The organism is Kosakonia beeri (assembly GCF_054165705.1).
Window position 1 is genome coordinate 3,091,934 of the sequence record NZ_CM135106.1, and the last position, 15,875, is coordinate 3,107,808.

Below are 15,875 nucleotides of genomic sequence, written 5' to 3' on the forward strand. Positions count from 1 at the left end.
GTCATGGAGTGACGCTAATGTTCATTATGGATAGAAAAGCCATTTGTTTTTTAATAGCATTCACCACGATGACATTCAATGCAATCAATAATGCCTGTGCCAACAACCAGAATATTATAAATTTTGGCGGCGTGATAATACCCGAGACTTTTAATAAAGCTCTGCATGACGGCATGAATATACCTTTATTTATACATCTAAATAATGCGCATGATAACAAAGATGATCAGCGTATAGGTCGCGCTTTGATATTGATGGATGATAACACGTTAAAGATACGTCGAATTGAACTCGAACGCCATGACGAGAATGCTCATTTGAATGATGAAACAAGCGACAAATTAATCGACCTTACTGACGTCGCTTTTGATCAACACATGGAAATTACACTTAACAATAATGCTTTTCTGCATCTTAATTTTCAGCAACTTACGTTACAACTGGTGATAAAACCTGAGGCGTTAGCAACACTGTTGCAAAAGCATACAGCGCATATGGGCGCATCAAGCGGAAAAAAACTCAGCAGTGCGCTTAACTATGTTCTGGGCGTATATAGCAACCAGACGCCAGACGGAGATAATAATACCTCAAGTTACTTATCTCTTAACGAAGCGTTGGCGATGCGTGAACATCATATCTTTGTCGATGGCACGCTTTATGGTATGGGAACTGCGCACCAACAAACTGCCATGTATAAGGCGATGTATGAACGCGATTTTGCGGGTTACCGCTTCGCGGCGGGCATGCTTGATACATGGAATTTGCAATCTCTTGGCCCGATTACCGCTATTTCCTCCGGTAAGGCTTATGGTTTCTCCTGGGGGAATAATGCAAATTCGACTGTATTTGATTCTTCTCATTCCGTTACGCCGATCATTGCCTTTTTCCCCTCTGCCGGGGAAGCTCTCCTGTATCGCGATAATAAGTTACTGAGCATTCAGAATTTTAATATGGGTAGTCATGAAATTGACACCCGTGGGTTACCGCACGGCATTTATGACATCACTGTTGAAGTGGTAGTTAACGGTAAAACGATCAATAAAAGTATCCAGCGCGTAAATAAAATCTTCTCGCAGAATACCGGGGCTGGCATTGCTACTGGCTGGCAGATATGGGGTGGCCGGATACATATGAATGACTGGTACCCGGAAGAGGGCAATGAAAAAAAAGCACGTGACACTACCATTATTGGCGTCTCTTCCTCAGGCATGTTGAGTAATTCTCGTTGGATGGCGACAGGGTATAACTACAATTCGCTAAGCATCGTCGAAACGAATCTGTCATTGCCAGTCGACGATTTTTTAAACATAAATCTGCAGAATATGGCCTCTTCAGACCGTTCATGGAGCCTAATCAGTAATATGAGCATGGCACTGCCCGGCGGCTTCAGTTCAATATGGGTTAGCCAGGAAAAGACGAACATTGGTAATGCGTTACGTCGCAATAGGGCTAATAACCGCGCGGTTGGTCTTTCGCTAAACGGCAATATGCTGTGGTCAAGGCTCGGTTCGCTAAGTGCCAGCTATAATGAAGATCGTTATCATAAGAGTCACTACTACCTGGTTGATTACGCGCAGCCACTGTATAACGGCGTTTTCGGCTCGTTGGGCTTACGCCTCGGCGTACAACGGTATGAAACGGGACTCTACAGCAACAGTTCAAGTATTCAAAAATACGTGGCGCTAGATTTTTCTCTGCCATTGGGAAACTGGCTTCGTACTGGAATGACGCACCAGGACGGTTACACAGCGGCGAATATTGCAGTACAGAAAACGTATGACGAAGGCATTATTCGTAATGTCGGTGCTGATATTTCTCATGTGGTTTCAGGCTCGGCTCAGGGTCATCGTGCGTTCAGTGGTGGGGCTGGCGTAAGATACGAATCGAGATTGTCCTCTGGTACGGTCAATGTAAATAGTGGTGCTGACGGTTATATCAATGCTAATTTAACCTCCAGCGGTAGTATTGGCTGGCAGGGAAAAGAAATAGTGGCCAGTGGTAGTAATGAAGGCAATGCTGGCATTATTATCCGGACGGATATCGAAGACGAAGGCCAACTTTCAGCAAGGGTTAACGGACGAGCTGTACAATTAACCGGCTCACGTAATTATATCCCCTTGCAATCTTACAATACGTATGAAATTGAAATTCAAAACAGCAAAAACTCGCTGGATAGTTATGATATTTCCAGCGGCAGAAAGAGTTCGCTTACGCTTTACCCAGGCAATGTTGTCATTATTGAGCCGACAATAAAACAGATCGTCACTGTATTCGGTCGCATACACGCAGAAGATGGGACATCACTTGCCAATGCCCCAATCAACAACCATGTCGGCCGGGCACAGACCGACAATAATGGTGAGTTTGTGATGGATGTTGATAAGAAATACCCTGTCATAGACTTTTACTATGGCAATAATAAACGCTGTGAAACGGAGCTGGCTATTAGCGACGCACGGGGGGCTATTTGGGTAGGTGATGTTATTTGCCGGGGTTTAAAATCATATGCCAGTACAACGCCAACGGAGTTTAACCATGCGGGTTAAAGGATATCCTACATATCTCTTTCTTATTTTAATTGCTGTTACTTATCCCGTTTTTTCTGCCGTGACAAAAACAGTATTCAGTGATGCACCAACCCGCGAATATGTTTTTGTTGAAAATGACACCGATGATAGTTTTTTTGTGACTCCTGCAGGCGCACTGGATCCGAGAATGACCGGTTCCAATCGCTGGACCACGCTTAAAGGTTCACTTTATCAACAGAGCCTGGGTTATATCGATAATGGCTATAACACTCTCTTAAACAGCAACTGGAGATTTGACATGTGGCTCGAAAACTCCCCTGTTGCCCACCCGCTCTCGGGTTTACGCTGTATTAGCCATTACTCCGGCTGTGATGCAAATACCAGTTTGATCGAACCAGAAATGACCGATAACCAGGGGTTCTATGGCGTTGTTGTGCCTCCCGGTGGGGCGAAATGGATGCATGGGATGATGTCCGACCAATTTTACCAACAACTTAATAGCATCCCGGTTGGCAGTAACTTTTCAATGACGATTAATGGTTGTCAAACTCGCGAGAGTTACAACGCCAGTCAAGGCGAACGTTGCCAGAATATGGCGACAGGTCTCTGGTATACCCGCAAAGTCTCTTTCACGAAAGGTGCACAATTAAAACTTTATAACACATCAGCTCTGTCTGAAATCTTCATAAACAGTGATGGCAAACCAACATTAGGCGCCGATAGCTCCGGCTGCTTTCTTCAGGTAATAGGCAGAAATAGCGGTGTTGCATGCCGTATGATGAGTTATGTTTTGAATCAAAATGGCCTCAGTAATACTTCCATTCAGATTTTCCCATCCATTAAAAATGCCGCGCTTGAAGCAGCAATATCGTCCGGTGACATGCAGTTCAGCCTTGATGGCCAGTCATGGAAAACCGTTAATGGCATGATAAATTATTATACCTTCAATGATATGAAAGGCTGGTATTCGGTCTTTGTATTTTTATCTTCAAACTTTTTGAAAAAAATGGTCGATCTGGGCATCAGTGATGTGAACTCAAGAGACATCTTCAATTTCCGCCTGCGTAATATTACTGCACCTGAATCAGGCTGGTATGAATTTTCAACATCGAGTCAGCTTATCATTAAACCACGTGATTTTAGCATAAGCATCATTTCCAGCGATGCGGTTGCTAATCCAACCCGACAAGGCAATGTCGGTAACGGAAATCCTTCTCTGGATTTTGATTATACCGTTACCACGAATGGCAAAACCGCTGCAGATGAAGTCATGATTAACGTTTCAGGCCCCACCCAGTCATTACAGGGCCGTTCCTGGTGTATTTTTAGCTCCCCGGACGGCCTGACCCAAGTGCCCTTTCCTGCTTACCTCAGTTTCGCCACCCGTACCGGCGACATGAGAACCTATGATGTTGGCTGTGATGGTCAGTGGCGGGATATGACGGATGCATTCTGGGTGGAGTCTCCCTGGATCGACAGTAATGGCAACAACGGGCTCATGAACAAATCAACAGTGAGGTTTTCTGTGGCAATGGATTCCCCACAGTCCCTTTATTCATTAACGGGGGATCAATGGTACGGTGACGTAAGCGCAGCCGGGGAGATCAGAGTAAAGGCGACGTGGCGAAATGTTCCATAACGCTTTAAAAAATATATTTTTATTGATGATACTCATTCTGCCCAAGCCATCTCAGGCTATTTATGCAGGAAATCTAACTTTTTCGATGGCGCCCGAAAAGTCGGTTGTCAGTAAATATATCGTCAATAATAACGTGTCGGCTCGCCTTTACAGGGTCACTGTGTTTGGCATTGACAAACCTGGCGCAAATGAGATTCGCACGCCAGTATTTCCTGGCGAACTGCTTTACACACCAAAGCAATTGGTACTGCAACCCAGCGAGGGAGATTTTTTTAAATTTCAATACAATGGTCCTCATGACGACAAAGAACGTTACTATCGCGCTATTTTTTATGAAATTTCGCCTGAGAATCGCAATATCGCCCGCACTGCAACCAGCTCCGTAGGTATGATGCCAGTGGTTGTGTTAGATACAGTGCTTGTTGTAAGGCCGCGTAAAATAAATTTTAAGTGGGCGTATAATCGTACTAACGGGACCTTTAAAAATACCGGCAATACCTGGTTCAAACTGCTGATAAAACCGTTTTGCACCTCAACTGAAGAAGAGGGTGAATCCTGGTATCTGCGTCCGGGTGATATTCTTCGCCTCCCGGCGTTAAAACATGCTTCGAGTACAATCATTATCTACGATGAAAGATTCATCAAGACCAATAATTCATGCGAATGACTAACAACATGGCTTCTTACAAAAAATCTTAAACGTTCGCGTAGTTTAATTTAAAGCAATAAAGGGCTTGGACTTTTTTCAATAATTACATAGAGGTATGCACTTCTATTTATTGTAAATTAAATACCGAATAGAAAGCATACCTTTAGATATTAACGTTAAGACACACATTTTCTTGTAAAAAGAATGGTAATTAACACAACGGTATGTTGAAATAAATATCTGGGAAGCTATTAATCAATGAAGATTTTATTCTAAAAGGGACAGCGCCTCCGGCCTCGTCATAATCAATATATGCACTGGATTATCAACGATAACATTGAATTCAGACCGGGATCCAAAAAGCTAATTTCTGCAAATAATCCTGAGGTCAGTGTCACATTAACATCTCCGGCAAGCCGGTGTCTTCTGCTATTGCTGGAAGCCTCACCCAACGTTGTACTTCAACAAGATTTCTTTAAAAAAGTCTGGGAAGAAGAAGGAATGTTGGTGCCCGCCAATACCCTTTATCAAAACATTTCTATCGTGCGCCGTGGCTTACGCGCCGTTGGCGAAACAGACAGAAGACTCATTGCGACGATCCCTAGAAAAGGCTTTCAGATTGATGCCAGTGTGAAGGTTTACAGGCAAGCGGAAGTTATGTCTGAGTTTGTTCCAGACACTGCCAATACAACGAACAACGAGATCCCCACTAACGAAACATTACCTCATAGTACTCCATTGCTTTTGGCTGGAGTGCCGTCAATCAACATTAAAAAGCCTTCTCCGAAACGTCTGCACTGGAAAGCATTCGCTATCGTCATGCTTATTTCTTTCATTATGGGAATGCTGACCACACTACTCTTTCAACATATCAGTGGAGCCCCCGTTTTATTTCATTCGTATCGTTGGATTGAAAAAGAAAAGGGCTGTAATTTTTATGCAAACAATGATGCCTATGATGGCGATAATAATGACGGACACATTAGCAACATAATAAAAAGTACCGGTCTGGATTGCCGCACGCATCCCTGGATTTACGCTTATTTATCCAGAACGTCTCCCACCCTGACGGCATTTTTATGCAAAAATGAACTTTCACCTTCCACTTCGCCCGAATGCACCTCGCTATTTTTTCGGGGGGTGAACGATGACTAAGGGGAAAACGCTCTGCTTCTTAATATTATTTTTCATCACTGGTGCTTGCCTACCTTATTTTTATGACAGGATGAAATTACAGCTTCTCCATTCAGATGCATGCTCAGCGACTATCGTCGTTTTTCACGGTGATGCTCGTGCAGATTTAACGCTGGATTTCATGTACACACCACATGAAAAGAAAGGTGTTGTTTCGGTAAGTGGCACCTATGCACAAGGTGTTCATCAGCAAGGAAATATTCGACGAGATATTTCTTATAGCTGGACTGACAATAAAGACATCTACCATCTCAAATCCAGTGTCATTCACAAATTTGCTAATGTTGAATCATTACCCGATGAGATTATCGCTCAAATGTTACCGGACTTTTATGTTTATCCGCAAAAACAAATAACTTACTCCATTCACAACCTGGGTAATGATGGTTTTGTATTCTCTATCGGTAAGCGGCCTATTTTTTATTGCACCCGTTCACTGCGCTAAATTGCACAGCTGACACCCATTTTCACCCGTACCAGATCGAGTAAGCATTTAGCGGCTTGATCGGTATGCTTCTCTCCCCTGGAAGGTAAGTGAAAAATGGTTCGCGCTGACCGAAGGCGAGAAAATAAAAGGGTTTACTTTCGGTAGCCCTTTTTAATCAGGGATGCCCCCGGAGATTGGTACTCTGAAAGCTTTTGTGCCTTGTGGCAGTATGCAGCCATAACGGCAGACGGTGGCGTCCTTACCTGCACCGCGAACGTCTATGCGAAAACCAGGACACGGATCATCACGGGCATCCATCCCCCCAAAAAAGATCGCCTGATACGGCATGGGCGTTAATTTTCGAACCGGGGTTTTAGTAGCAGAATGGCGTTACCGCACCTATAACCGGCTTCGATGTGTCTTTCGATGGGTCCGGCCCGCTTTGGTCACGGCTTTCTCTGGTGTTATTTGTCTAACTGAACGATAGTAAATATTCATATCGCACAGGTACTCGAGACGGACATTTTTTGTCTGTGGGTGATTGTCATACTGTTCTTAAGGAGAGGTTATGAAGCCAGTAGAAGAAGTGATTAATGATCTTCAGTGTCGTGCTTTAGCATATGAAATAATTTTTCAGTCCATTTGCTCAGAACTGCCTAGAGTGTTTGTAGAAAAAGCAGTGGAGAACATTGAACTTAACTTCAAAGCATTCGAATCTGGCACACATTCCGAAGCGGGGAAAGCAAAACTTGAAGCCGCAAAAGCTGTCGCATCCAGAATTTTAGGCGCGAAGATTTAACCTTCCTGACATGCTCCTGAGGTGGAGGAAAATCAATGATATTTCTCCTCCGCTTCGTTCCCCTGCCAGCAATACTTTTATGATATGACCTGCCATCTGGCTGGTTTGCGCTTTCGAAACGCTAATCCCGCTCTTATCCCACGTGCATTGATAGTAACTGTGTAGCGCAGGGCTCGTTGTGTCGCTGCACGTGTTCTGCAACAAAGCCTATTGGTTCAAAAAAGAGGGCGAGTACAGGTTCGTGAGCGAAAAATGAAGTTGATAGCCATGCTACGACCTGCGGCGAAACAGTCAGAATTTGGAAAGCTTCGATGGATGGACTATAAACCAAAAAAACAAAGGGGTTACCTTTTGGTAACCCCTTGTTTAATCTGGCGGAAGCGCAGAGATTCGAACTCTGGAACCCTTTCGGGTCGCCGGTTTTCAAGACCGGTGCCTTCAACCGCTCGGCCACACTTCCGGAATGAGGCGCACTATAAACATCCCAGTGTCGTCTGTAAAGACCAAGAATGTTTATTTGCCTGAAAAATCATCAAAAGTGTGTTATTCGCCTGAAATATCAGCATTATGATGATTTATTCAACGCAATCGCTGTAAAAACACTCAGTGCTTTTTAATATAAATATCTTTCGTCAGGAAGAAACCAAGAGTGTCGGGGTCAAAGCCACCTACCCATGGTTTGACCAAATGGGTACGCACATAGTGATACACCGGTATGGCCGGGACATCCTGGCCCAGTAGATCTTCCGCCTGCTGGTAATATTTGCCTCGTTCCGCAATATCTTTCGCTTTTGCGGCATTATGCAAGGCTTCGTCATAAGCTGGGTTAGTGTACTGACTGGTATTTTCACTCTCCCCGGTGCGGAAATTATTCAAAAACGTCGCCGCATCATCATAATCGGCAATCCAGGCATAACGTACAACATCGAAAGTACCGTTATGCATGGTATCCAGCATCGTTTTCCACTCCTGGTTCTGCAGTTTGGCTTCAACACCCAGATTTTTCTTCCACATAGAGCTCGCGGCAATGGCAATGCGCTGGTGCGTTTCCATGGTGTTGTAAAGCAGATTAAAACTCAGCGGATGCTGCTCATTAAAGCCCGCTTCATTCAGCAGTTTTTTTGCTTCCGCCAGCCTTTTTTCACGTGGCCACGATGCGTACTCTGGCGGGACGATTTTTACACCACCAATTTCAGGCTGACTGATAACCCATGCAGGACGTTGACCTTGCGCCATCACTTTATCGGCAATGATATCTTTATCCAGCGCCATATTGAGCGCCCGGCGTACGCGCGGATCGTTAAAGGGTGGCTTGGTGGTATTGAACTCGTAATAGTAGGTCGCTAACTGCGGCACTACACTAACCTGATCGCCAAGCGTTTTTTTCAGTTGGGCAAACTGGTTCACCGGGATGGTATTCGTAATGTCAATTTCACCCGCTTTGAAACGATTTACATCTGCGGTTTCCGAATTGATTGGTAGGTAAGTCACTTTATTGATGACCGTCGCTTTGTCATTCCAATAGCGCGGATTGCGCACGGCAACGATACGTTCATTCACGACCCACTCTGTCGCTTTGTAAGCGCCGCTGGTCACAATATGTTCTGGCTTCGTCCACTTGTCGCCGTAACGGCCAATCAGTACCGGGTCCAGCGTTACCAGTGAAGGATGCCCTAACATCGGCAAGAAATACGCCGTCGGTTGCGACAGTGTTACTTCAAGTGTCATGTCATCCAGTGCTTTTACACCCAGCGTATCAGGTGATTTTTTGCCCTGTGCAATATCAACCGCATTCACAATATGCATATTGCCGGGGTAACTGGCGTAAGGGGAAGCCGTTTTCGGATCCACCAACCGCTGCCAACTCCAGACCACGTCTTTCGCCGTAATCGCGGTACCATCAGACCAGGTAATCCCAGGTCGCAGATGAAAAATCCAGACCGTGTTGTCCTTGTTTTCCCATTTTTCTGCCAGACCCGGTTCAATAGAGCCATCTTTTCTGACCGACACCAGTCCGTCGAACATGTCTCTGACAATATTGAACTCAACATCGCTTTCAACTTTATGCGGATCAAGCGATGCAGGTTCACTGCCATTGTTACGTACCAGTTCCTGTTTCTCCGCCAGCGTCGTTCCGGCTGGCACTGTCGCCGCATAAGAGGCAGCAGAGGCGCCCAACATGCTGACAGTCAAAAAAGAGAGTGCGATATGTTTTTGTGTTTGTTTTTTCATGTCCCTTCGCCTTGATAGTTAACATAATGACGATGCCATAACACTCTTAGCGCTCAAATGGTTAGAGGGCAATGGATTTCAGTGACATATAAGACACCAGTATGGATTTGCCTCACATTTATCGCTTGTGGCATCGTCTGCCCGTTTTTACGCAAAAGTCACCGTGCAAACAGACTTGCTTTATGAGTAAAGATGGGTAAAACAACTTTGTCAGGGAACCAGTCTTTTTTAGACTCCACAATTAATTACATCTGTCATAAGAGAGTGACTCATGGATCGTATTATTTCTTCATCGCGTGATCGCACTTCCCTGCTAAGCACGCACAAGGTTTTACGCAATACCTATTTCTTACTGAGCCTGACACTGGCCTTTTCCGCCATTACCGCGACAGCCAGTACCGTGTTGATGCTGCCGTCGCCGGGCTTAATCCTGACATTAGTCGGGATGTATGGTCTGATGTTCCTGACCTATAAGCTCGCCAACAAGCCGACCGGTATCCTGGCTGCATTCGCCTTTACTGGCTTCCTCGGTTATATCCTGGGGCCAATGCTGAATGCGTACCTTTCTGCCGGTATGGGCGATGTGATCGGCCTGGCGCTCGGCGGCACCGCGTTGGTGTTTTTCTGCTGCTCGGCCTATGTACTGACAACTCGCAAAGATATGTCTTTCCTCGGTGGTATGCTGATGGCTGGCGTTGTCGTTGTGCTGATTGGTATGGTAGCGAATATCTTCCTGCAGTTGCCAGCGTTGCATCTGGCTATTAGCGCAGTATTTATTCTGATTTCCAGCGGCGCTATCCTGTTTGAAACCAGCAACATCATTCATGGCGGTGAAACCAACTACATTCGCGCCACGGTGAGCCTGTACGTATCGCTGTATAACATCTTCGTGAGCCTGTTGAGCATCCTCGGTTTTGCCAGCAGAGACTAAGCCGCAAAGAACTGCCTTCAGCCCCGCTTATGCGGGGCTTTATTTTTTGCTACACTCCCGCCGTTGTTGGCTGAGGCAGTGAAAAACAATGTTGATCTTTGAAGGCAAAGAAATCGAAACCGATAGCGAAGGCTATCTGAAAGAGAGTGCACTCTGGAGCGAGCCACTGGCACAGGCTATCGCAGACAAAGAGGGAATTGCTCTCTCCCCCGAGCACTGGGAAGTGGTGCGTTTTGTGCGTGAGTTTTATCTGGAGTTCAATACCTCGCCAGCCATTCGCATGTTGGTAAAAGCCATGGCGAACAAGTACGGCGAAGAAAAAGGCAACAGCCGCTATCTCTACCGCCTTTTCCCAAAAGGGCCTGCGAAGCAGGCAACGAAAATAGCGGGCCTGCCTAAACCTGTGAAGTGTATTTAATAGCGAATACTGAAATCGCCCCATTCCCGGTCTGGTTGACAGGGTTCCGTAAGAACTCTGTCAACACGTGCGCTGCGAGGTCCTCCGGCTTTTAGCCATTCGATCAAACGGTTAACACTTTCGGCCTCACCACACGCGAGAACTTCGACGCTTCCATCATCCAGATTACGGGCGTAACCCGTCAGGCCCTGGCGTTTGGCTTCATGCTGTGTGCTATAGCGAAACCCCACCCCCTGTACCCTTCCATGTACCCAGGCTTTTGTGCAGACATGTGCCATCTTCATTCCCCTTTCCGTACTGGCGCGTTGCATTTACCGGGCGAACCCGAGACAATAGCGCCCATTTTCTTCAGTTTATAGAATAGCCAAATATGAGTGTACGTTTAGTGTTAGCCAAAGGGCGTGAGAAATCTTTATTACGCCGTCATCCCTGGGTTTTCTCCGGCGCGGTTGCCCGTATGGAAGGGAAAGCCAGCCTCGGAGAAACCGTGGATATTGTCGATCACCAGGGCAAATGGCTGGCGCGCGGTGCCTTATCGCCGGCGTCACAAATTCGTGCGCGTGTCTGGACATTCGATAAAGATGAAAGTATCGACATCGCGTTCTTCACTCGTCGCCTCCAGCAGGCACAACAGTGGCGCGACTGGCTGGCGCAGCGCGACGGACTGGATAGCTATCGTCTCATCGCCGGGGAATCCGACGGGTTACCCGGCGTCACCATTGACCGCTTTGGTAATTTTCTTGTCCTACAGTTATTAAGCGCAGGCGCAGAATATCAGCGCCCGGCTCTGCTCTCGGCACTGCAAACGCTGTACCCGCATTGCGCAATTTACGATCGTAGCGATGTTGCCGTACGTAAGAAAGAGGGTCTGGAACTGACGCAAGGCCCGGTACTGGGAGAACTGCCGCCAGCCCTGCTGCCGATTGAAGAAAACGGCATGAAATTGTTTGTCGACATTCAGGGCGGGCATAAAACGGGTTACTACCTCGATCAGCGTGACAGCCGTCTGGCAACACGCCGCTATGTGGCGGACAAGCGTGTTCTGAACTGTTTTTCTTATACTGGCGGTTTTGCGGTTTCTGCCCTGATGGGCGGTTGTCGTCAGGTTGTGAGTGTAGACACGTCGCAAGAAGCGCTTGATGTAGCAAAGCAAAACGTCACTCTGAATAAACTGGATTTGAGCAAGGCGGAGTTTGTTCGCGATGACGTTTTCAAACTGCTGCGCAAATATCGCGATCAGGGAGAAACGTTTGATGTCATCGTCATGGATCCGCCAAAGTTCGTCGAGAACAAAAGCCAGTTGATGGGCGCCTGCCGCGGCTACAAAGATATCAATATGCTGGCGATCCAGCTGCTCAACCCGGGCGGTGTATTGCTCACTTTCTCCTGCTCAGGTCTGATGACCACAGATTTATTTCAGAAAATCATTGCAGATGCCGCAATAGATGCTGGTCGTGATATACAATTTATAGAGCAGTTCCGTCAGGCCGCCGATCATCCTGTGATCGCTACCTACCCGGAAGGGCTGTATCTGAAAGGGTTTGCCTGTCGCGTCATGTAACTTGAATTTTGGAGCTTTGCCTACATATCTCGTGTTATGCAAGGCTCCCGGGAGGTGACAATGATTGCCAGCAAATTCGGTATCGGCCAGCAGGTTCGCCACTCACTGCTGGGTTATCTTGGCGTAGTGGTCGATATCGACCCCGAATATTCTCTTGACGAACCCTCCGCCGATGAACTGGCGGTGAATGACGAGTTGCGCGCACTGCCCTGGTATCACGTGGTGATGGAAGATGATGATGGGCAACCCGTCCATACCTATCTTGCAGAAGCGCAACTGACCAGCGAAGTGACGGATGAACATCCGGAACAACCCTCGATGGACGAACTGGCGCGCACCATTCGTAAACAACTTCAGGCACCGCGCCTGCGTAATTGATCTCACCCCGCTTGTGCGGGGTGTTTTATTTCGCCAGCCCGAGACGCGGGATTTCAATAGCCGGGCAACGATCCATTACCACGTTCAACCCCGCTTCACGCGCCAGCACGGCGGCCTGCTCATTAATAACACCAAGCTGCAGCCACAAGGTTTTTGCACCTACCGCAATGGCATCCTGCGCGACAGTCCACGCGGCTTCGGCGTTACGGAAGACATCAACCATATCAATTTTTTCTGGCACGTCGGCCAGTGTCGCATAACCTTGCTGCCCCAGCAGTGTCGTACCCGCGACTTTTGGCGAAACTGGGATCACATGGTAACCCTGTTCCAGAAGATACTTCATTACGCGATAACTCGGGCGATCGGGTTTATCGCTTGCCCCTACCAGCGCAATAGTCTGAGTTGATTGTAAAATACCTGCGATATCGTTTTCTTTCATGGTTTCCTCCGGGCGAATGCACAAAGTGTAAATCAAACTGTGGAACTCAACCATTTTCAGTTTTTTTTGGCGACTTCTCTTGCAGCAACAAGCGCTTCCAGTAATCTGTAGAAAAATCACTGACGGAAAAAAATATGGAATTAACGACTCGCACCCTACCCGAGCACAAACATATCGCTTTGGTCGCTCATGATCACTGCAAGCAGATGTTAATGAAGTGGGTAGAACGGCATCAATCGGTGTTAGCGCAACATCAGTTATATGCGACAGGCACGACCGGAAATTTGATCCAGCGCGCAACAGGGCTGGAAGTGAATGCCATGCTGAGCGGGCCGATGGGTGGCGATCAGCAGGTGGGCGCGTTAATTTCCGAAGGGAAAATTGATGTCTTAATTTTCTTTTGGGATCCGCTGAACGCCGTTCCACACGATCCCGATGTAAAAGCGCTTCTCCGACTGGCAACGGTCTGGAATATTCCGGTTGCGACGAACTTGTCTACTGCGGACTTTATTATCGCCTCCCCGCAGTTCAATACGCCGGTTGAAATTCTGATCCCCGATTATCAACGCTACCTTTCTGAACGACTGAAATAAGATCGGGCGGCTCGCGCCGCCTGATTTCAGGGTTTTCTTGCTACCGGGACATCCAGCGATTTAAGAATGTCGACAAAGCGCGACGGGTTCTCTTTGTCAAACAACAGCCAGACACGTTTCCGTGCGCGGGTTAACGCGACATACAGCAGGCGCCGCTCTTCCGCATCAGGAAAATCCTCTGGCTGGGGCAACAGCGCTTGTTCCATTATGGATTCGCGGGCTGGCGCAGGGAAACCATCTGTCCCTTCGTGTAACCCTAACACAATCACATAATCTGCCTGCTGGCCTTTGCTGGCATGGATTGTCATAAAATCGAGCTGTAATTTAGGCCAGCGCGTTGCAGCTTTTTCCAGGCTGGTGGGTTTGCCATGATGATAGCGGGCCAGAACAAGGATGCGGTCTTCTGGCGTGGCATAGCCGCTCAATTTATCCAACAGGGCATCCAGGTGATCTTGCCCCAGCAGCGTAACGGCATGCTTATCGCCTGCTGTCAGGCTGTTTAACGGTTTCGCCAGTTGCCATGGATTTTGCTGAACGAAGCGATTCGCCACTTCACCAATCCGCGTATTGAAACGATAAGTGGTATCCAGCGCACAGAGATCGCCCTCGCCAAAATAATCATGGAACGCCGTAGTCAGGGAGAGTTGCGCGCCACTGAACCGATAAATCGCCTGCCAGTCGTCCCCTACCGCAAATAACGTAGTCTGTGAGTTTTGTTTACGCAGCGCCGCCAATAGCAGTGCCCGCTGCGGCGAAATATCCTGAAATTCATCCACCAGGATATGTTTCCACGGGCTGATAAAACGTCCCTTCTCCAGTACATTCACCGCCTGATGAATCAGGCCAGAAAAGTCGACGGCATTTTCCGCTTTTAAGGCCATTTTCCAGGCTTTCAGCAAAGGCGCCATTAACTTAATACGCTTACTAAACAGATCACGTATCTCTTCAGGCGCACTGGCAATCATTTCTGCCTGCGCGCCACCGTGCATACGCATCAGGCCAATCCAACGATCCAGCCGCGGAGCAAGACGCCGTTGTAATTTTTCGTTTTCCCAGAAGTTGCCTTCCGGAACACTCCACGCGAGCTCCTCTTCCAGCCATTGCCGCCAACCTTTAGCCTGCGCTTTCTTTTCACTGCATTGCTGGCACCAGCTTTCGGTTAACAGCGCCAGACGGGCTGATGTATCGCCCTCCAGTTCGCTGATCTGCGGCACTTTTTTACTGCCCTGCTGAATGATATGTAGCGCCAGAGCATGAAAAGTACGAGCGGAGATTTCGTCTGTATGCAGCCGTGCGCGAATACGTTCATCCATTTCCCGTGCCGCCTTGCGACCAAAGGCTAATAGCAGGATCTGATCGGCCGCCGCTTCTCCTCTCGTCAATAACCATCCTGCTCTCGCCACCAGAACAGAGGTTTTACCGCTACCGGCACCAGCGAGCACCAGTAATGCTTGTTCACCATTGACGACCGCGCGCGCTTGCGCAGGATTTAAAGGTGAGGTTTCGATCTGATCAAAAAACGCCGAATACTCCGTCAGCATGGCATCGGTATAAGTCTGGTTATGCTGTGCCCTTCGGCCTTCAAGATCGTTAAGCCATTCCTGACACTGACGCCACAGTTCGCGGCAATTATCGAACTCATACAGGCGGCTGGTCGGTATAGGTAGCGCCGTGAATGCTTGCTGTAATTGCTGCTGAAGACCACTGACCTGTTTGCGCGTTAACCACTTTTTTTGTTCAACGCGACCGGCAATCACATCCAGTTGTCTGGATAAAACGCCTGCCGCAACTTCACTCATTTCCACGCTCCAGTTATTCCAGCGCTCGTAGAGATGGTGATAAAAACGTTGGGTTTCGCTCCATTCCGTACCATGGAGACGAACAACTTTTTTATCCGTAAGCAGGAACTCCATTTCACCCCAGACCAACCCGCGTTTGCACTCTATTGCCAGTAGCTGGTTGAAAGGAATAAGGTATTCATGTCGGTCTCCAGCCACTTTTATGCCTGCATTGAGGATCATCGCGCGATCGTAAGGATGCTGCGCCAGCCGTTTTCCCAATGACGTCGCTTTCAATTCCATGACTTA

The 15,875-nt window shown here is 47.6% G+C and carries 15 protein-coding genes and 1 tRNA gene; 11 read left to right on the top strand and 5 right to left on the bottom strand.

Annotated elements, in window-relative coordinates:
• Positions 1-17 precede the first annotated feature (17 nt).
• The 6 genes from ACUY4S_RS14730 to ACUY4S_RS14755 all read left to right on the top strand — a co-directional run bounded on the left by ACUY4S_RS14730 (position 18) and on the right by ACUY4S_RS14755 (position 7,236).
• On the top strand, positions 18-2,546 hold the full coding sequence (locus tag ACUY4S_RS14730) for a CS1-pili formation C-terminal domain-containing protein (protein ID WP_458021574.1): 2,529 nt from the start codon (positions 18-20) through the stop codon (positions 2,544-2,546).
• Complete coding sequence (ecpD, locus tag ACUY4S_RS14735; protein ID WP_458021575.1) at positions 2,536-4,167, top strand: fimbrial adhesin EcpD; 1,632 nt, start codon at positions 2,536-2,538, stop codon at positions 4,165-4,167. Before ACUY4S_RS14730 ends, ecpD begins: the two co-directional genes overlap by 11 nt.
• Positions 4,157-4,834, top strand: a complete 678-nt coding sequence (locus ACUY4S_RS14740) for a fimbrial biogenesis chaperone (protein ID WP_458021576.1) — start codon at positions 4,157-4,159, stop codon at positions 4,832-4,834. The genes ecpD and ACUY4S_RS14740 overlap by 11 nt, the downstream gene beginning before the upstream one ends.
• Positions 4,835-5,128: 294 nt before the next feature.
• On the top strand, positions 5,129-5,971 hold the full coding sequence (locus ACUY4S_RS14745; protein ID WP_458021577.1) for a winged helix-turn-helix domain-containing protein: 843 nt from the start codon (positions 5,129-5,131) through the stop codon (positions 5,969-5,971).
• The gene (locus tag ACUY4S_RS14750; RefSeq protein ID WP_312688681.1) at positions 5,964-6,455 is read left to right on the top strand and encodes a YqeJ family protein; all 492 of its coding nucleotides are present in this window, start codon (positions 5,964-5,966) and stop codon (positions 6,453-6,455) included. The genes ACUY4S_RS14745 and ACUY4S_RS14750 overlap by 8 nt, the downstream gene beginning before the upstream one ends.
• Before the next feature lie 550 nt (positions 6,456-7,005).
• Positions 7,006-7,236 (top strand): hypothetical protein, encoded by a 231-nt coding sequence (locus ACUY4S_RS14755; RefSeq protein WP_312688679.1) that lies wholly within the window; start codon positions 7,006-7,008, stop codon positions 7,234-7,236.
• Between the two features lie 372 nt (positions 7,237-7,608).
• Here ACUY4S_RS14755 and ACUY4S_RS14760 read toward each other — a convergent pair.
• Positions 7,609-7,696: transfer RNA gene (locus ACUY4S_RS14760), tRNA-Ser, on the bottom strand.
• Positions 7,697-7,839: 143 nt separating this feature from the next.
• The gene (locus tag ACUY4S_RS14765) at positions 7,840-9,468 is read right to left on the bottom strand and encodes an ABC transporter substrate-binding protein (protein ID WP_458021578.1); all 1,629 of its coding nucleotides are present in this window, start codon (positions 9,466-9,468) and stop codon (positions 7,840-7,842) included.
• A 271-nt stretch (positions 9,469-9,739) separates the two neighbouring features.
• Here ACUY4S_RS14765 and yccA point away from each other — a divergent pair, with 271 nt between their 5' ends.
• Both yccA and tusE read left to right on the top strand, forming a co-directional pair.
• Entirely contained in the window at positions 9,740-10,399 is a 660-nt protein-coding gene (yccA, locus tag ACUY4S_RS14770; protein ID WP_312688676.1) for an FtsH protease modulator YccA, read from the top strand.
• An 88-nt stretch (positions 10,400-10,487) separates the two neighbouring features.
• Positions 10,488-10,817, top strand: a complete 330-nt coding sequence (tusE, locus tag ACUY4S_RS14775; RefSeq protein ID WP_312688675.1) for a sulfurtransferase TusE — start codon at positions 10,488-10,490, stop codon at positions 10,815-10,817.
• Here the strand turns inward: tusE and yccX are convergent.
• The gene (gene yccX / locus ACUY4S_RS14780; RefSeq protein WP_458021667.1) at positions 10,814-11,095 is read right to left on the bottom strand and encodes an acylphosphatase; all 282 of its coding nucleotides are present in this window, start codon (positions 11,093-11,095) and stop codon (positions 10,814-10,816) included. The two genes, tusE and yccX, sit on opposite strands and share 4 nt — an antisense overlap.
• 92 nt (positions 11,096-11,187) lie before the next feature.
• On the opposite strand from yccX, the gene rlmI reads away from it, so the two are divergent.
• Together rlmI and hspQ are read left to right on the top strand one after the other, a co-directional pair.
• Complete coding sequence (gene rlmI, locus ACUY4S_RS14785) at positions 11,188-12,378, top strand: 23S rRNA (cytosine(1962)-C(5))-methyltransferase RlmI (protein WP_312688674.1); 1,191 nt, start codon at positions 11,188-11,190, stop codon at positions 12,376-12,378.
• Positions 12,379-12,438: 60 nt separating this feature from the next.
• A complete protein-coding gene (hspQ, locus tag ACUY4S_RS14790) occupies positions 12,439-12,756 on the top strand; it encodes a heat shock protein HspQ (protein WP_312688673.1) in 318 nt (105 codons plus the stop codon).
• 25 nt (positions 12,757-12,781) lie between these two features.
• Here the strand turns inward: hspQ and ACUY4S_RS14795 are convergent, their stop codons facing one another.
• Positions 12,782-13,195 carry a CoA-binding protein gene (locus tag ACUY4S_RS14795; protein WP_312688672.1) on the bottom strand — a complete coding sequence of 138 codons (414 nt, stop codon included), beginning with the start codon at positions 13,193-13,195 and terminating at the stop codon, positions 12,782-12,784.
• A 134-nt stretch (positions 13,196-13,329) separates the two neighbouring features.
• On the opposite strand from ACUY4S_RS14795, the gene mgsA reads away from it, so the two are divergent.
• The gene (gene mgsA, locus ACUY4S_RS14800) at positions 13,330-13,788 is read left to right on the top strand and encodes a methylglyoxal synthase (protein WP_312688671.1); all 459 of its coding nucleotides are present in this window, start codon (positions 13,330-13,332) and stop codon (positions 13,786-13,788) included.
• A gap of 26 nt (positions 13,789-13,814) precedes the next feature.
• Here mgsA and helD read toward each other — a convergent pair whose 3' ends face one another.
• Complete coding sequence (gene helD, locus ACUY4S_RS14805; RefSeq protein ID WP_458021579.1) at positions 13,815-15,869, bottom strand: DNA helicase IV; 2,055 nt, start codon at positions 15,867-15,869, stop codon at positions 13,815-13,817.
• Positions 15,870-15,875 lie beyond the last annotated feature (6 nt).